Annotated in this window: 18 protein-coding genes and 1 other RNA gene; 16 read left to right on the forward strand and 3 right to left on the reverse strand. The window is 63.2% G+C overall.

Annotated elements, in window-relative coordinates:
- Positions 1-3 precede the first annotated feature (3 nt).
- The 15 genes from fabG to EER27_RS17290 all read left to right on the forward strand — a co-directional run bounded on the left by fabG (position 4) and on the right by EER27_RS17290 (position 12,349).
- Positions 4-804, forward strand: coding sequence for a 3-oxoacyl-ACP reductase FabG (fabG, locus tag EER27_RS06515; RefSeq protein ID WP_123087189.1), 801 nt, complete (start codon positions 4-6; stop codon positions 802-804).
- Positions 801-1,574 carry an SDR family NAD(P)-dependent oxidoreductase gene (locus tag EER27_RS06520; RefSeq protein WP_123087190.1) on the forward strand — a complete coding sequence of 258 codons (774 nt, stop codon included), beginning with the start codon at positions 801-803 and terminating at the stop codon, positions 1,572-1,574. Before fabG ends, EER27_RS06520 begins: the two co-directional genes overlap by 4 nt.
- A complete protein-coding gene (locus tag EER27_RS06525) occupies positions 1,562-2,824 on the forward strand; it encodes a DUF1302 family protein (RefSeq protein ID WP_148040964.1) in 1,263 nt (420 codons plus the stop codon). Before EER27_RS06520 ends, EER27_RS06525 begins: the two co-directional genes overlap by 13 nt.
- A gap of 43 nt (positions 2,825-2,867) precedes the next feature.
- On the forward strand, positions 2,868-3,707 hold the full coding sequence (locus tag EER27_RS06530) for an outer membrane lipoprotein-sorting protein (protein WP_123087192.1): 840 nt from the start codon (positions 2,868-2,870) through the stop codon (positions 3,705-3,707).
- A complete protein-coding gene (locus EER27_RS06535; RefSeq protein ID WP_123087193.1) occupies positions 3,682-6,315 on the forward strand; it encodes an efflux RND transporter permease subunit in 2,634 nt (877 codons plus the stop codon). The genes EER27_RS06530 and EER27_RS06535 overlap by 26 nt, the downstream gene beginning before the upstream one ends.
- 274 nt (positions 6,316-6,589) lie before the next feature.
- Positions 6,590-6,832 carry a hypothetical protein gene (locus EER27_RS06540; protein ID WP_123087194.1) on the forward strand — a complete coding sequence of 81 codons (243 nt, stop codon included), beginning with the start codon at positions 6,590-6,592 and terminating at the stop codon, positions 6,830-6,832.
- Between the two features lie 76 nt (positions 6,833-6,908).
- Positions 6,909-7,307: an Imm10 family immunity protein gene (locus EER27_RS06545; protein WP_123087195.1), complete on the forward strand. Its 399-nt coding sequence runs from the start codon at positions 6,909-6,911 to the stop codon at positions 7,305-7,307.
- 648 nt (positions 7,308-7,955) lie between these two features.
- The gene (locus EER27_RS16900; RefSeq protein WP_148040965.1) at positions 7,956-8,483 is read left to right on the forward strand and encodes a hypothetical protein; all 528 of its coding nucleotides are present in this window, start codon (positions 7,956-7,958) and stop codon (positions 8,481-8,483) included.
- A 64-nt stretch (positions 8,484-8,547) separates the two neighbouring features.
- Positions 8,548-8,994: a hypothetical protein gene (locus EER27_RS06550; protein ID WP_148040966.1), complete on the forward strand. Its 447-nt coding sequence runs from the start codon at positions 8,548-8,550 to the stop codon at positions 8,992-8,994.
- Positions 8,995-9,041: 47 nt separating this feature from the next.
- Positions 9,042-9,599 carry a DUF2059 domain-containing protein gene (locus EER27_RS06555; RefSeq protein WP_148040967.1) on the forward strand — a complete coding sequence of 186 codons (558 nt, stop codon included), beginning with the start codon at positions 9,042-9,044 and terminating at the stop codon, positions 9,597-9,599.
- 93 nt (positions 9,600-9,692) lie between these two features.
- Positions 9,693-10,052, forward strand: a complete 360-nt coding sequence (locus tag EER27_RS17560) for a type II secretion system protein GspG (protein ID WP_190285675.1) — start codon at positions 9,693-9,695, stop codon at positions 10,050-10,052.
- Positions 10,042-10,470 carry a hypothetical protein gene (locus EER27_RS06565; protein WP_148040968.1) on the forward strand — a complete coding sequence of 143 codons (429 nt, stop codon included), beginning with the start codon at positions 10,042-10,044 and terminating at the stop codon, positions 10,468-10,470. The genes EER27_RS17560 and EER27_RS06565 overlap by 11 nt, the downstream gene beginning before the upstream one ends.
- A gap of 686 nt (positions 10,471-11,156) precedes the next feature.
- A complete protein-coding gene (locus EER27_RS16905; protein ID WP_148040969.1) occupies positions 11,157-11,411 on the forward strand; it encodes a hypothetical protein in 255 nt (84 codons plus the stop codon).
- Between the two features lie 218 nt (positions 11,412-11,629).
- The gene (locus EER27_RS17565; protein WP_123087201.1) at positions 11,630-12,067 is read left to right on the forward strand and encodes an SRPBCC family protein; all 438 of its coding nucleotides are present in this window, start codon (positions 11,630-11,632) and stop codon (positions 12,065-12,067) included.
- A 39-nt stretch (positions 12,068-12,106) separates the two neighbouring features.
- Positions 12,107-12,349, forward strand: a complete 243-nt coding sequence (locus EER27_RS17290) for a hypothetical protein (RefSeq protein WP_123087202.1) — start codon at positions 12,107-12,109, stop codon at positions 12,347-12,349.
- Positions 12,350-12,397: 48 nt separating this feature from the next.
- Here the strand turns inward: EER27_RS17290 and EER27_RS06585 are convergent, their stop codons facing one another.
- The gene (locus tag EER27_RS06585) at positions 12,398-12,619 is read right to left on the reverse strand and encodes an Arm DNA-binding domain-containing protein (RefSeq protein ID WP_317843121.1); all 222 of its coding nucleotides are present in this window, start codon (positions 12,617-12,619) and stop codon (positions 12,398-12,400) included.
- A 148-nt stretch (positions 12,620-12,767) separates the two neighbouring features.
- Positions 12,768-13,121, reverse strand: a transfer-messenger RNA (tmRNA) gene (gene ssrA / locus EER27_RS06590).
- Between the two features lie 116 nt (positions 13,122-13,237).
- Here ssrA and EER27_RS06595 point away from each other — a divergent pair.
- A complete protein-coding gene (locus EER27_RS06595; protein WP_190285676.1) occupies positions 13,238-15,412 on the forward strand; it encodes a CHASE domain-containing protein in 2,175 nt (724 codons plus the stop codon).
- Between the two features lie 62 nt (positions 15,413-15,474).
- Here the strand turns inward: EER27_RS06595 and smpB are convergent, their stop codons facing one another.
- Positions 15,475-15,999, reverse strand: coding sequence for an SsrA-binding protein SmpB (gene smpB / locus EER27_RS06600; protein ID WP_123087205.1), 525 nt, complete (start codon positions 15,997-15,999; stop codon positions 15,475-15,477).
- Between the last annotated feature and the right edge of the window lie 14 nt (positions 16,000-16,013).

The following is a 16,013-nucleotide window of genomic DNA, read 5'->3' on the forward strand; positions in this document are numbered from 1 at the left end:
GCCATGAACGCCCAATTCGATGACGCAACTCGGGTTGCTCGGTCCGAGGTTCCCTCGGGTGTCCTCGCAGGGCAGGTGGCCCTGGTCACCGGCGCGAGCCGCGGCATTGGTCGTGCGATCGCGCTGCGGTTTGCTGCCGAGGGCGCCGACATCGCGCTGCACTACCGCTCCGACGAAGTGTTGGCCGCCGAGGTCGCCGACCACATCCGTGCACTGGGCCGGCGCGTCTGTTGCTACCGCGCCGATCTGGCCGCCGAAGGTGGGGTCGAGCAGCTCGCCCAGGCATTCGACAACGATTTCGAACGCCTCGACATCCTGGTCAACAACGCCGGCGTAACCCGCGACAACCTGCTGCTGGCGATGAGCGATGCCGAACTAACGGAGGTGATCGACACCAACCTGCTGGCACCGATCCGGCTGACCCGCGCGGTGGCGATGACCATGCTGCGCCGTCGCTACGGGCGCATCGTCAACATCTCCTCGTCGGCGGCCAGCAAGCCCGGGCGCGGCCAGGCCAACTACGCCGCGGCCAAGGGCGGGCTGGAGGCGTTCACCAAGGCATTGGCCGTCGAGCTGGCGCCGCGTGGCGTGCTGGTCAATGCCGTGGCGCCGGGCGTAATCGAGACCGAGATGTCCGCGCGTGTTCGCGAGCACGGTGAGGAGGAGATCCTCTCGCGCCTGCTGCTCAAGCGTTACGCCACGCCGGAGGAGGTCGCCGACGCGGTGCTGTACCTCGCAAGCCCTCGCAACCAATACGTCACCGGCGAGATCCTGCATCTCGACGGTGGCTTGAAGATGGCATGAACGCGCCTGCCGACAGCGCCCGCACCGTCGTGGTCACCGGGGCGGCAATGGGCATCGGCGCTGCCATCGCGCGTGGCTTCGCGGGACCGGGGCAACGCCTGCTGCTGCTCGATCGTGAGGCCGATGCCTTGGCCTGCCTGGCGCAGGAGTGCCGCGAACGCGGTGCCGATGTCACGATCCTGGTCGTCGATTTCGCCGGCGACGCGTGGCTTGCCCAGCTGCGACCGATGTTGCAGTCACTGGGTGGCATCGACGTGCTGGTCAACAACGCCGGCATCGCCCCGGAGAACGAGCCGGACGATGACGCCACCTGGCGACAGGTGATGACGATCAATCTCGACGCGCCGGTTCAGCTCACCGCTGCGTGCCTGGAGCGGATGGGCGGCGGCGCGCGGATCATCAACATCGCCTCGGTACTGGGCCGCGTGGGCAAGGTGCGCAATACCGCCTACTGCGCGTCGAAACATGGCCTGCTGGGCTACACGAAGGCGCTGGCCCTCGACCTGGCGGCGCGTGGCATCACCGTCAACGCCGTGTTGCCGGGCTGGGTGGACACGCCGATGCTGCGCCGCGAGCTGGCAACCCAGGCGCAGCACCTGGGCAGTGCGCCAGAGCAGGTGCTGCGCAATGCGCGTCGCCAGGTGCCGCTCAAACGCTTCGTTCGCGAGGAAGAAGTCGCCGCGATGGTGACCTACCTGGCGACCGCCGCTGCGGCGGGCGTCACGGCCCAGGGGTTCGTGGTCGATGGGGGTGCGACGTGCGGCATGTGACGCGGCTGGCATTGCTTGCCGGCATGGTCGCGGGAGCCTCGTCCGTGGCGCTCCCGGTGCACGCCTTCAACGGCTCGGTCAGCGGCGTCGTCTCGCAGGGGCGCGGTGGCGATGCCTACGAGCGCGGCGTCACCGTAAAGATCGCCCACCAGGCCTCGCTCGGTGGTGGGGTGCAACTGCGCGCCGAAGGTCGCTATCGCTACAACGCCGCCGCCTGCGACGACCGCTGGAGCGACGCCACCTGCGACGCGTACCGCAGCGATGCTGACTGGCGCGAGCTGTACCTGTCGCGGGACATCGGCAGCTGGCAGGTTTCGGCCGGGCTGCAGCAGGTGGTGTGGGGCAGGGCCGACAACCTGCGCGTGTTCGACCTGGTCAATCCGCTCGACCTGCGCGACTTCGTCTTGCCCGATCTGGGTGAGTACCGCATCGCGACGCCGATGGTGCGAGCGCTGGGCACCGCAGGCGACTGGACGGTGGAAGCACTGTGGCAGCCGTACTTCACGCCGCACGACTACGCCGCGACCGGATCTGCCTACGATCTGGGCATCGATGCGCGATTCGCCGCGACCGGCCTGGTGACGCGCGACGCGCGACGACCGCGCCGCGACGGTACGGCGGGCGAGGCCGGCGTGCAGCTGTCGACCACGCGAGGCGCGCTCGACATCAGTCTGTTGGGCTACACCGGCTACAACGACGATCCGGTCTACGCGCTCGAACTGGACGACCCGGTGCAGCCCGCGGTACGCGGGCAGTTTCGTCGCCACGCCACCGTGGGCGCCGGGCTCGCCTATGCATTCGATGGCGGCTGGGTTGCGCGTGGCGAGGCCACCTGGTCGCCAGACGCGCCCGTGTCCGATCTCGGTGGCACGTCGCCGCGTCGCGCGGCAACGACAAACCTGCTGGTGGGGCTCGACTACCAGTGGCGCGACTGGGTGCTGTCCGCGCAGGCCAGCGACCGGCACATCGCGTCGTGGGATGCCGCGATGGCCACGACCGAGCGCGCCGCCGTTCTCAGCCTGTCGGCGACCGGCAGCAGCCATGCCGGACGGATGAGCCATCGCCTTGCCTACACCGTGATGCCGCAGGCCGGCGACGGTGCGTGGCTGCAATGGCGCAGTGCCTACCAGTTCAACGATCACTGGCAGGTCGAAGCCAATCTCGACCTGCTCGACGGCGCCGACACCGGCTTCTTTGGTCAGTTCCGGGAGCGCGATCGTCTGCGCCTGGAGCTGCGTCGCCAGTTCTGAACGCGGCCCGCCGCGACCCCATGCGAAGACAAGGAGAACCACGATGAACATCCGCAAGACCCTGCTGACCGCCGCGCTGTTGGCCGGCGCCGGCGTCGCCGCGGCGGCCGGCACCGCGCCGCCGGCGGCCGCTCCCAACGCCGACACCCTGATGCGCGCGGTCCGTGCCCGAAACGACGGCCGGGATGTGTACTCCGACGTCAAGCTGGTGCTGGTCGACGAACGCGGCGGCCGCCGGGTGCGCGAGCTGCGCTACCTGCAGAAGGACTACGGCGCCGACGAAAAACTGACGCTGTACTTCACCACGCCCAACGACGTGCGCGGCGTGGGCTTCCAGAGCTTCACCTACGACGAGCGCGCCGGGCGCAGCGACGACCAGTGGATCTACCTGCCGGCGTTTCGCCAGGTGCGTCGCATCGCCTCGGCCGACAAGCGCGGCAGCTTCATGGGCAGCGAGTTCTCCTACATCGATCTGGAGAAGCTGCGTGTCACCGACTACCGCCAGCGCACCACCGGCGAGGCGACCGTGCTCGGTCGTGCCTGCTGGACCGTGGAACGCACGCCGGTCAACGACGAGGTGATCGCGCGAACCGGTTATCACAAGACGGTCGTGTGGGTGGACAAGGCGACCAACGTGGTCCTGAAGCAGACCTACTACGACGCCAAGGGAATCCTGTTCAAGCAGATGGACGTGGCACGCGTCGAGCAGGTCGGTGGCATCTGGACGGTGATGCAGAGCGACATGCACGACCGCGTCAGCAACAAGCGCTCCAGCCTGGTGTTCAGCAACGTGCGCTACGACGTCGGCCTGGCCGACAAGCTGTTCGCGCAATCCATTCTCAAGACCGGAGTCGGCGATGCAGACCTACCTGCGGTTCGTTGAACGCTACGCGGCCTGGATACTGGCCGCGTTGCTGGTGGTGACGGTGTTCTTCGTGCTGCAGTTGCCCAAGCTCACCGCCGACAGCAACCCCTACCTGTTGCCCGATAGCCACCCGGCACGCAAGACCCTGCTGGAGATGCAGGACGAGTTCACCGGCACGTATGACGCGGCATTGATCGCCATCCACAACAAGGACGGCGTGTTCAACCGCGACACGCTCGACGCGGTCTACGACATGACCGCGTCGTCGCGACGGATGCTGCTGGTCAACGATGCCGACAAGGCGCAGCTCGAAGCTCTGCGTGACCGCTATGGTGCCGCCGCACCGCAGTGGCGCACGACCATCGACGCGATCCTTGCCGACGGCCTGACCCAGAATGATTTCGCGGAGGCCGACAAACTGCCGGCGCTTGCCGCGAAGCTGCCGTTGTCCGCTGCCGAACGCAGTTTCGTCGACTTTTTCCCGCGTCGGATCAACCCGATCAAGGAACTGGCCGGCATGGCCGCGACCGAAAACATGGTCGCGCGTGATGGCGTGCTGGTGGTGCGTACCGCACTGGCCGACAAGACCACCGATCCGGCGTTGATCCGCGAGGAGGTGATGGGCAACGCCATGATGATCAATGGCGCGGTCTCGGCCGATGCCAAGGTGGCGTTGGTGGTGGTCGAGCTGTACATCAAGCAGGAGGACGCCGAGGGTCAGCTGCGCGCCTACCAGGCGTTCGAGAAGATCGTCGACGACTACCGCCGCGAGCACCCGACGTTCGCCGCCGCCAACGACACCCACATCGCCGGCGTACCGATTTTCATCGCCGAGCAGAAGAAGCTCGTCGACCGGGACATGGGAACACTGTTCCCGTTGGTGATCCTGGTGGTCGCGGCGATCCTGGTGCTGTTCTTCCGGCGCCCGCTTGGCGTGATCCTGCCGTTGGCCAATGTGATCATCGCCGCGCTCTGGACGCTGGGCCTGATGGCGATCAACCACGCACCGCTGGACCTGATCACCAGCGTGTTGCCGGTGTTCCTGATCACCATCTGCGGCGCCGACGCCATCCACATGATGAGCGAGTACTACACCCAGCGCGCGCAGGGCGGAACGGCCCGCGAAGCGGCGCGTCGGACCATGCAGGTGATGGTCTCGCCGGTGCTGCTGACCACGGTGACCACCACCGCCGGTTTCCTGCTCTCCACCTCGACCAACATCTCCAGCATCCGCTCCTTCGGCCTGTACATGGCCTGCGGGCTCGCGTTCGCACAGCTGATCGCATTGCTACTGGTGCCGGCGTGGATCAACCTGTTCGGTGACCGAAGCCTGCGCAAGCGTGTCGAGATCGCGCAGGCGAAGGCGACATCGGGTGGCAGTCGCGCGCGCCACGAGTGGCTGGGCACCGCGCTCGAATCGGTGTTTCGCAAGGTGGTGGCCCACCGCGCCGCGTTCGGCGTCGCGTTTGCGCTGCTGATCGCGGGCGCCGGTTTCATGACCACGCGGGTGCACGTCGAGGACGCCGGTTCGGGCTACTTTGCGGCCGACAACCCGTTCCGCAAGGCCGACGATTTCGTCAATCGCCATATCGCCGGCACCAGTCCCGGGTGGATCGAGGTGGCCACCGGCCAGCCCGGCGGCGTGCTCACGCTGGAGCAGGTGCGCTTCATCGACGGGCTCGACCGGTTCCTCGCCAGCCAGCCCAACGTGACCTACAGCTACTCGCTGGCGCGCTACATCAAGCGCATGAACCTGGTCATGCACGACATGGACCCAGCCTACGACCGCCTCCCGGCGGCGAGTGAGCCGGTGTCCAGCACGGACCCCGACACCGGCGTGACCACGGTCGAGCAGGTCAAGGGAGACGACCTGGTCGCGCAATCGGTGCTGATGTACGAGAACGGCGGCGGTTCGGACCTGACCAACGTGCTCAACCGCGACTTCTCGCGTGCGGTCACGATGTTCACGATGAACACCACCCGCGCGTCGGATTACCAGGCACTGCTGGACGCGCTGCACGGGTGGCTCGCCAAGAACAAGCCGGCCGGCGTCGAGGTCAAGATCGGCGGCAGCCCGGTGATCTGGACCGGCGTGCTGCACGAGATCATCAAGGGCCAGCTCAACAGCGCGTTGCTGGCGCTGGCGGCGGTGGCGCTGGTGCTGGTGCTGTGGCTGCGCTCGGTGCCGCAGGGCGTGCTGGCGACGCTGCCACTGGCTGCGACGATGGTCTGCTACTACGGCTTCATGGCGCTGTTCGGGATCGATCTCAACATCGGCACCGCCATCATTTCGTTCCTGATCGTCGGCATCGTCGACTACTCGGTGCATTTCCTGCACCGCATCGGCATCGCGCGCGACGAGCTCGGCCTGTCGCTCGACGACGCGTTGCTGCATGCCGTTCGCCACAGCGGCCAGTCGATCGTGTTCAACGTGCTGGTGTTCTCGCTGGGGTTCCTGACCTTGCTGCTGTCGGAGTTCACCCCGATCGTGCACCTGGGCGCACTGGTGGCGATGGCTCTGTCGCTGAGCGGCGCGATGTCGCTGTTCCTGATCACGCTGCTGGCGCCGGTCTTCCTGCGTCGTCGGCGCGACCCGATGCCGCTGGCGGAATCTTCGGCGGCGTGATCCGGGTCTGGCTGTCCCGATGACGGGGCAGCCAATCGGTCGTAGTGGGGCTCGGGTGAGTCCACCCGAATCCCGCGCGGCCTTAGATCAGGCCGGAGCCCCTGCGGGCTCCGGCCTGATCTGTTTGCGGAACTGCGAGGTGGGGTAGGGCTACCTGGCACCGGCCGGAGACGCCCGGTTCGCGCCGGCTTTCAAAACATTGGAAGTTGCCCCCAACGTTGCCTTAGGCTGCGCAAACTTGGGTTGGCAATCTCACACAACAGGAGCTTGGTTCATGTCGGTCAAGGCAAATTCGCTCGCAGTCCTGGGTGCTGTCGTTCTGGCTGTGACGCTTTCCGCCTGCGGCGGCGGCAATGACCTCGACTTGAACTCCGCTCAGGCACAGGCCGAGCGGGAGGAGGAGGCCAAGCACTTTGACAACATGAAATATGCGGAGGTGAAGCCGATTGGCGCCGAGGAAGCGAAGCCTGCTCCCGAGAAGCCCAGCGAGCCCGCCGAAGGCGCCGCTGCCAAGTAATCCCGGTGCGGCACGACAATTCGTTCAAGCCGAAGCCGCTTCGCGGCGCGGATCCATCTGGACGTCAGGCGTCGGAATGAGCTCATTCGCGTTTGATGCAAAGTGCGTGGCGGTCGAAGATCCCGACGGCGAGTGCTACCTGGTCGGATTTGCTGACCAGGAATTTGATACCCAGCACTATCTGATGCTCCAACGCGCATTCGAGCACGACGAGCAGGACGTTGAGCTCGGCATGGACACGTTTCACGTAGAGTGGTGCAGCCAGGAAAATTCCGGCTACGGCGGTATTACGCGTTTCTTGCTCAAGCCTGACGGTGCCGAGGTCACGTTCGACGCGGAGGCGTCAGAAGCCTTGGGCGGCATGGAGCGGCTTTCCATTTCCTTCCAGCTAGGTCCGGCCGAGCACCTCGCACTGCAGGAGGCGCTGAGCCACGTCTTTGAAGGCAGCGGTTGTCTGGAGCTGGCGGACGTCTGACAGCCTATTCAATCCGAAGCCGTTTCGCGGCTCGGCCTAATTCCAGGCATTAGGGCGCGGCATGCTTTCCGATCTGCACGAAATTCTCCTGAGAAGCGACATTCGGGGCTCGTGGGAGCGCCCGCATGGTGCAGATTGGCTCCTTGAGATCTCACGCGTTCGCGACCTGATCCCCGAACTCGAGACCGCGCGATCTTTGCTGGATTGACGGACACGACCTCGCTTGCGAGTTGATTGGGAAGTTCTCCCAGGAAGACTGGAGGAAGTTAAACACGACATGGAAACATGAGAGTACGGCTTGGCGCATATGTCTCGCCGAAACGCTTTCGCCGATGAGCTGTGGTCAGATCGGCGCGGAGTTGCTGCTTGACGTGGCGGCAGACAAGGAAATTGACGTTGTGTACCCTGCAGTGCTCTGGATTTCGCAATGCTGTGGCCTCTTTAGCAATCTACCCGGCGAAATCCCATGGTTTGTAGAGATGGCTAAGAGATGTAACCCCGGCGGCAGCAGTGGGTCGCGTTAGCCACAAGTACCCCGGCCTCGATCTGCTGCCCCATAGGCTAGGGCTTGGCAGCGAGGCCTAACAAGTCATTCAAGTCGAAGCCGCATCGTGGCTCGGTTCAGGTCGGGCGTTAGGGGTCACTAAAATGTATCGCCTCATGTGTGCTTTTGCATTATCGCTCCTCTCCTTCGTTTCGATTGCGAGGGAGCAACAACCAAGTGCTGCGACGCCAGGTCCGGCGGCTCGGGCGCTCTCCTTTGTCGCAATTGGCAGCGCCAAACTTGCTGTAGTTCACGGGACATCCAGCGACCCCGGCTGGGATCGAGAGTGTGTTCTCCAGCTGGATGACTACGCCCTCTCCGGAATGTTCGAGGAGCTGCTTCGCCAACAGCTGTCCGAAAAGCAGCTTGCAGACGCGGATCGCTTCTATTCGACGCCATTTGCTGCCAAGTACAACCAAGTCACGCTACAGCAAGTTTTGTTCGTAAATGGCAAAAAGACAGACTCACCAATTGAGCTCACTGCATCAGAGGTGGAGCAGGCAAACTCCTTCTCCACTTCAGAAGCAGGTAATGCGTTGACAACGGCCGCCTCGCAATCCAATGCCGAAACGGCTTCGAAGCTGCGTCCAGCTCTCGTGGCCATATTGGGACAGTGCAGAACTGACCGTTGACAATTCAATCAAGCCAAAGCCGCTTCGCGGCTCGGCATAGTTCAGGCGTTGGTGGACCCAGACGGTGCGTCGCAAAATCATCCAAGACCTCGCCAACACTCTTTGCCAGATGCTTGTCGGCTGGCGCATGGGCGACGACCTTGAGGTGTTGGCAGTGCTTCCGGATGGAACGCTCTCAATCGACGCACTCTCCGGGTCCGCGTCCCACGACATCGCGGGAGACCTTCAGCTCTACGTTGCCGGTGAGCTCGCGAGCTGGCTTGCTCATCGCCTCAGCGTTCATCAAATTCCATTGCAAGCCATTGCCGCGGCAACGGTCACAGCAAAGATCCGCACTGACCTGCTTCCTACCGCCCGCGGTCGTATCGTTTGCTTTGATTTCTTCGTTCAGTCCGCCATCGTCACAGGTGAGCGAAGCTATATCGGTAAATTGCATGAAGTTAACCGCTGGCACACGCAGATGCCCTCTAAGAATTCATTCAAGCCAAAGCCGCTTCGCGGCTCGACTTGATTCGGGCGTTTGGCTGAATTGGAAAGAATTTCGTGAATAGACTTAACTTGGCAACCGTCTTCATGGCTCTCGCGCTCATCTCCGCCACTGTCTCCGCGCAATCCATGCACGAAAAATCCACGCGCGTGATAAAATATTCACTCGAAGTGGTTAATTCAAGAAGAATCATGGAAGGCTTCATTGAGCGCAACCAGCAACAAAGCGACTCGACGAAGCAAAAGATGAGATCGATTGTCAGCCAGGTCAACTTCGATGACTTGGCAGCTAGGCTTTCGGATGTTTACCAAAAACAGGTCGCGGAGTCTGATGTTGATCGGTGCATCAGCTTCATTGATTCGCCTCTTGGTCAGAAGTTCAGTGCCGCGGTGAAAACCAGTGAGTTCATGCGCGATTCGGGGACATTCTTCAGGGCGCTTGATGCCAACGAGCAAAGGGTCATCGTAAGTTACATGTCTGGCAACTGCGTCCTGGTAAACCTGCCAAACAGAAGTGAAGCAATGGATGTGTTTGACGACTACTTTTCCGGACTCGTTTGCTCGCATCTGTATCAGATTGATCGAGATGCGTATGCAAAACTTGAACGTGAAGGGCATTGCCAAGGGTGATCAGGCTGGCAGTTCGTTCATCTCGAAGCCTGCTCGCGGCTGGCTCGATTTCTGGGGATAGCTGTCATTAGAAGGATCCTCGCAATCTCCGTTGTGATCGCGGCCATCGTCGCATGGGTCTCGCTACGCGTAGTTGGATCTATTCATGACAGCCCAAACCATCTCAGTCATCGCGCCCGTGCACAACTTGAAATTCTTGGCGCCAAGATCGAACAATTTCGCGAGCACACTGGCACCGTTCCCAATGACCTGCGTGAGTTGACCGTGCCTGGCAAGATGGGGCCCTACGCCCGGTCTGCTGATTTGTTGGATCCATGGAACGCGTCCTTCTACTATCGTCCTCTAAACAATGGCAGTGGCTTTGTCTTGTTTACTCTCGGATCGGATGGTCGCTTAGGCGGTCGTCAAGATGCGAGGGATGTCGCATACAAGGGCCTTGCGGATGGCAGATAACAACAAGAAGCCGTTTCGCGGCCCGGTTCAAATTCAGGCGTTTTGCCCCATGATACGAATCGTTCTTAGCGTCTGGATATACATCAGCAGCTTGGTCGCAATTGGGACGACTGCTGGCCTCATCTCCCGCGTCCTTGCCGTCTATCCGCAAGCGCATCTGGCGAGCTTTGGGCCGGTAGTCCCAACCATCGCGACCACGCACGCAGCCTGGCTCGGCTCGGCACCTGCAGCCCTCGGTCTCGCCGCAGCAATCTCAATCGCGGCTGGACTGTACTTCTGGCGTTCGCGCCGTGCGCGAGAGAGCAAGACGTTCGCGGTCACCATGATCGCTGCCGTAAACTATTTCTTGGCCTTCTTCTGTGTAATGACCTTGCTAGTCGCATACTTCTACCTGCCAAAGATCGCAAATATGGCCTGACAGCTCATTGGGCTCTCTGGCGTAACGTTCGGCTCATCTTTCGTGGTGCCGGGTGATCTGGTTGGGACCTAACCATTCGTTCAAGCCGAAGCCCCTCGCGGCTCGGCTTAACTCGGGCGTCAGGGCGCTAGTGAAGATTGTGGGCCTCGGGCTCAAGGTTGCAAGCGAGCGCATCGTGGTCGTTCATTCAAGCCGAAGCCGCGTTTGCGGCTCGGCATAATGTCGGGCGTTAAGCATTAGGCGGAAAATGGAGAGTTCGCGATGAAGTCTTTGAAGCTGCTTGTTGTTCTGATGTTGTTCGGTCACGTTGGTGCAGTTGGTGCACCGTCCAAGTCAGCCGCACCAAGAGATGTTTGCAACTGCAAAGGCTATTCAGGCCCTGGCGGCCCGTGCTACGCGGGCCCCGGAGGCGCTGCTTACGACGGCCCGGGCGGGCCTGCTTATCGCGGCCCGGGTGGTGCCTGCTATGCCGGTCCTGGCGGTCGTGAGTACAACGGCCCCGGTGGCGCTGTTTATGACGGTCCGGGCGGTCCGCGTTACAACGGCCCTGGTGGGCCTAGGTATGACGGCCCGGGCGGCCCTGCTTATGACGCCCCCGGTGGCGCTGCCTACTCGGGGCCGGGCGGTGCCTGTTATGCGGGCCCTGGCGGCCCTTGTTATTCCGGCCCGGGCGGCACTGGAGAGCAATGTCCAGAGATCTGCGAGTAGCGGATCTGCTTGTTGCCGCCAAACAAGTCATGGCAGGGCAGGGCGCCATGCAAGTGGGCAACCGGATTGTGTTCGGTGTGGCCGATGGCGATGGCGGGGTGGAACAGCCGGAAGCTCTCAGTTGCAAAGCTTGCGGGCTGGCCACCACTAAAACATCCGCTTCAATCAGCCCTCTTTGGTTCAGTCTGCGGTCTTGTCAGCGCACAGACGCTGCTGTCACCGTGGGTCAATGACCTCCTCGCATTCTCCCTTCTAACGCCTGCCATCCTATTTCTGGCGACGTTATCCAGGGCGCGGCTTGGGCGTCAGAATGCCGCTAACAATTCATTCAAGCCGAACCCGCCTTGTTACTTGGTTCAAATGTGTCGTTGGTCCCGGTTCGTGCGTTGCGGGTCGGCCTAGTTCAGGCGTTAGGCGTCTCAACTCATCCCCACCCATTTCCTTTGCACTTATGCACATCGAAGAACGCGTTCAAATCGCAGTCCCGCCTGTCGTCATTGACCAAATTTGGAGCGAGGTCGATCAATGGCATCTTTGGGATCCAGACACGAAGAAGGCCCAACTCGGTGGGTCATTCGCAGTTGGAGCAAAGGGCCGGATAGTGCCCAGAAAAGGAATGGGAGTGCCAATGGTTGTCACGGAGCGAACCGAGGGTCGATCTTTCACAGTAGAGGGGTACATCCCCCTGTTCCGAATGCACTTCGAGCACACGGTCATTCCAATTGCGACTGGTTCTGAAGTAACTCATCGCGTGTGGTTCAGTGGTCTCCTTGCCTTCCTGTTCGGCCCAAACGTTGCCAAGCAAGTTCGTCAGGGGCTTCCTCGAACTATGCAGTCACTAAAAATCTATGCGGAGCAACGTCATGAGTGTCTAAAATGCGACGCCTGACAATTCGTTCAAACCGGCGCCACCTAAACTACTAGCGGCATGCCTTCATCGGAGATCCCATTGAACTGGAACAGACTTGTTCGACTGACCCACCGCTGGTTGTCCATCGTTTTCACTTTGACGGTCATTGCCAACTTTGTTGCTCGGGCGCAGACAGGGGGCGCAGAGCCGTCGCCTTGGATTACCTACTCGCCACTGCCACCACTCGCAGTCATGCTGCTTACGGGACTGTACTTGTTCGCGCTGCCCTACATTGCCAAGCAGCGCAGCAATGAGCCCTAACAATTCATTCAAGCCGAAGCCGCTTAGCGGCTCGGCTTAATCCAGGCGTTAGGCGCCCGCGCCGGTTATGCCTCGCTTGCCGCGCGCGTCGGCCAGGCTGGTATCGGGATAGGTGCCCAGCGACAGGCGCTTTTCCTTGCCGAGGTGGCGGTACTTCAAACGCCACCACTTGCCCCCAGCCGGGGACACTTCCGGGTACAAGCCGCCGCCATCGAGAAGGCGCTGGGGCTTGTCGGTGGGCTTTACCTTGCGGATGGCTGCGTCGGTCAAGGCCTTTCGGGGCCAACTTCGCTGGCGCATATGCCCTTTGCCCCAACGATGCCCCCGGTTGCCTCGGATGGCATGGCACAGCATCGGACACAAAAAAGGCCGGAGCCCCTGCGGGTTCCGGCCTGATCTGTTTGCGGTACTGCGTAAATGGTGGAGGTGGGGGGAATTGAACCCCCGTCCGAAGGCACTCCATCCCCGGCACTACATGCTTAGCTCACCGTTGGATCTCGCCCCCGAACAGCACGGTGCGCAAAGCGCATCCGGGGGCCAGCCTGCTTTGGGTTAACCGGATGCTGACAGGCAGCCACTCCCGGCGATTCCGTGATGATGACCCTACGCTGCGAGCACGGACACAAGCAGTTTCGGGGCTTACGCCTTAAGCGGCGAGAGCGTAGTTGTCGTCGTTGGCAACTAGAGTTTTGCAGCTGGATTAACGAGGAAAGCTACCCCCTCGGCATGCGCCAAGCGACTTTGCAACCCCCGTCGAAGCCAGTGCACCCCCGGGGAACGTCTTGTTCGCTGACCACGCCAGTATAGGGACGTATCGCGCGGACTCAAGCCCGCCGTGCGCGACGGTTCATGGCACCGCATCGCCACGGTGGCGAGTATCCTGCGTCAATGTCGCCTGACGAGCCGATTGACCCAACTTCATCTGCCGGAGACCGCGGCTCGTGGCGTGGCCATGTGCTCGCGCTGGCCGTGCTGGTGGGCACCGTGATGCTGGTACTGGCGCTGTGGCGAAACGCCTATGACCGCGAGCTGGTCGCAGCGCAGGCGGAGTTCGTGGTCTCCAGCCAGGATATCGCCGGCCGCCTGCAGCAGCGGATGCTCAATTGCGAACTGGTGGCTCGCGGCGGCGGCTCGCTGTTTGCTTCGCTGGCAAGGCCAACGCCGACGCAATGGCGTGCTTACGCCACCAACATGCAGATCGAGCTGCGCTTTCCCGGAATGGTCGGCCTGGGCTTCGCCGCATATGTGCCGCAATCCCGCCTGGCCGGCGTGCAGTTGGACTGGCGCGATTCCGGCTACGGCATGCTGGAAGTCTGGCCGCGCGGGCTTCGCCCCGTGTACGGACCCATCCTCTACCTGGAGCCGCGAACGTCGGGGAACGCCGCGGTGATCGGCTACGACATGTACGCCGAGCCTGCACGACGCGCGGCCATGGAAGCGGCGATGGAAACCGGGACGGCGCGCCTCACCGCGCCGGTGGGCCTGGTCCAGAACGCTGCCTCAGCGCCCCCGGCGCTGCTGCTGTACGTGCCGATCTACCGTGCCGGCGACCTCCCGATGACCGTGGCGGCGCGGCGCGAATCGATGCAGGGGTGGGTGTACGTGCCCGTGCAGATGACGCCCTTCGTCCGGATGGCCTTGCGCGGTATCCACCAGGCCCCGGTGTTCCGCATCACCGACGTCACCGATGGCGTGACGATGCCCGTGTACGAGACGAGCGGGGCGCGACGGAGCGAGTCCCCGGCGTTCTTCCATCACGAGGTCATCGAGATGTACGGGCGCCGCTGGCGGATGGATTTCGCCTCGCCACCTCTCGATCGCGCCGCACCGCGCCTGCGGTCGCTGCAGAACACACTTGCCTTGGGACTGTTCGCGGCGCTGTTGATGTATGCCATCGCCTGGGTGCTTGCGCGCACCGAGGCGCGCGCGCTCGCGATCGCCACGCGACTCACGGAGGACTACCGTCGCAGCGAGCTGCGCTTCCGCACGGCGATGCAGTACTCGGCCATCGGCAAGGCCCTGCTCGACGGTGACGGGTGCATCGTCGAGGCCAACCAGGCATTGGGCGCGATCGTCGCCGTGTCGCCCTCGGCGCTGGTGGGGGTTCCCTTCGAGACCTTGTTCGAGCACGGCGATGGCGACAACGTCAGCGGCGAAACCGATGAGAACGGCGTGCATCGAACCACGCGCCGGCTGCATCGCGGTGGGGGCGAGCCGCGGGACGCGCATCTGACCTACGCACCGTTGCCAGGCAACATTGGCCAGGACATCGCCGGTCTGGTGCAGGTCGAAGATGTCACCGAGCGATTGCGTGCGGAGGCTCGCGTGCACTCGCTCAATCGCACGCTGGAGGCGCGCGTGGCGCTACGCACGCGCGAGTTGAGCCTGGCCAATTACGAGCTTGAAACGTTCGCCTACAGCGTGTCACACGACCTGCGGGCGCCGCTGCGCGCGATCGACGGCTTCAGCCGGGTGCTGGCCGAACGCTACGCCGACCGGATCGACGAGGACGGGCGCGGCTACCTTGGCCGTGTGCGACGTGCGGCGGCGCGCATGGGCGAGCTGATCGACGCGCTGCTGCAGATGACGCGGGTGTCGCGCAGCGACGTCAAGCCGGTGTCCATCGACATGAGCCGTCTCGCGGAGGAAGTTGTCGACGAGCTTCGTGCAGGCGATCCGCAGCACCAGCCGCAGGTCGTCATTGCGCCGGGAATGGGAGTGGATGGCGACGCCGTGCTGCTGAGGAACCTGCTCGGCAACCTGCTCGGCAACGCCTGGAAGTTCACGCGTGGGCGGTCCGACGCGCGCATCGAGTTCGGCCGGCAGCAGGTCGCTGGCGGGTGGGAGTTCTTCGTGCGCGACAACGGCGCGGGCTTCGACCAGGTGTTCGTCGACAAGCTGTTCCGCCCATTCCAGCGCCTGCACGGCGAAGAGGAGTTCACCGGTCACGGCATCGGCCTGGCGACGGTCAAGCGGATCGTCGAGCGGCACGGCGGCACGATCCGCGCCGTGGGGCAGGTGGGCGAGGGGGCCGCGTTCTATTTCGTGCTGCCGACAGGCTGATGGGCGCGTCGGCCGGGCAGGAGCTGCGTGTGAGCCGCGCCTAGCGCGCGGCTCGTCGGCGATTACGAGTCCTTGTTGTGCTTGCGCATCACGCGCTGCTTCTCGCGCGCCCAATCGCGATCCTTGCTGGCCTGACGCTTGTCGTGGGCCTGCTTGCCCTTGGCCAGCGCGATCTCGGCCTTGACCTTGTTGCCCTTCCAGTACATCGACGTGAGCACCACCGTGTAACCGTCGCGCTGGATGCGGCCGATCAGGTTGTCGATCTCGTTGCGGTGCATCAGCATCTTGCGGGCGCGGCGCTCTTCCGGGACCACGTGGGTGGATGCCGAGATCAGCGGGGTGATCTGGGCGCCGTACAGGAACATCTCGCCTTCGCGGATCATCGCGTAGCTTTCGGTGATGTTGGCGCGCCCGGCTCGGATCGCCTTGAGCTCCCAGCCCTGCAGCGCGAGGCCGGCTTCGAAGCACTCCTCGAGGTGATAGTCGTGGCGCGCGCGCTTGTTGAGCGCGATCGTGCCGCCGCCGGCCTTTCCTTTATCCTTGCCGGACTTGCCGCTCGTGCTTTTTGTCGGAATACCCTTAGCCATTCCGCCATTGTCCC

The organism is Montanilutibacter psychrotolerans (assembly GCF_003719825.1).
GTDB classification, from domain to species: Bacteria; Pseudomonadota; Gammaproteobacteria; order Xanthomonadales; family Xanthomonadaceae; genus Montanilutibacter; species Montanilutibacter psychrotolerans.

Coding starts and splice junctions, on each gene's coding strand:
- EER27_RS06535 (WP_123087193.1), top strand. CDS start 3,682: ATGCAGACCTACCTGCGGTTCGTTGAACGCTACGCGGCCTGGATACTG.
- EER27_RS16905 (WP_148040969.1), top strand. CDS start 11,157: ATGTCCAGAGATCTGCGAGTAGCGGATCTGCTTGTTGCCGCCAAACAA.
- EER27_RS06520 (WP_123087190.1), top strand. CDS start 801: ATGAACGCGCCTGCCGACAGCGCCCGCACCGTCGTGGTCACCGGGGCG.
- EER27_RS17565 (WP_123087201.1), top strand. CDS start 11,630: ATGCACATCGAAGAACGCGTTCAAATCGCAGTCCCGCCTGTCGTCATT.
- smpB (WP_123087205.1), bottom strand. CDS start 15,999: ATGGCTAAGGGTATTCCGACAAAAAGCACGAGCGGCAAGTCCGGCAAG.
- EER27_RS06595 (WP_190285676.1), top strand. CDS start 13,238: ATGTCGCCTGACGAGCCGATTGACCCAACTTCATCTGCCGGAGACCGC.
- EER27_RS06530 (WP_123087192.1), top strand. CDS start 2,868: ATGAACATCCGCAAGACCCTGCTGACCGCCGCGCTGTTGGCCGGCGCC.
- EER27_RS06565 (WP_148040968.1), top strand. CDS start 10,042: ATGGCAGATAACAACAAGAAGCCGTTTCGCGGCCCGGTTCAAATTCAG.
- EER27_RS16900 (WP_148040965.1), top strand. CDS start 7,956: ATGTATCGCCTCATGTGTGCTTTTGCATTATCGCTCCTCTCCTTCGTT.
- EER27_RS06540 (WP_123087194.1), top strand. CDS start 6,590: ATGTCGGTCAAGGCAAATTCGCTCGCAGTCCTGGGTGCTGTCGTTCTG.
- EER27_RS06545 (WP_123087195.1), top strand. CDS start 6,909: ATGAGCTCATTCGCGTTTGATGCAAAGTGCGTGGCGGTCGAAGATCCC.
- fabG (WP_123087189.1), top strand. CDS start 4: ATGAACGCCCAATTCGATGACGCAACTCGGGTTGCTCGGTCCGAGGTT.
- EER27_RS17290 (WP_123087202.1), top strand. CDS start 12,107: ATGCCTTCATCGGAGATCCCATTGAACTGGAACAGACTTGTTCGACTG.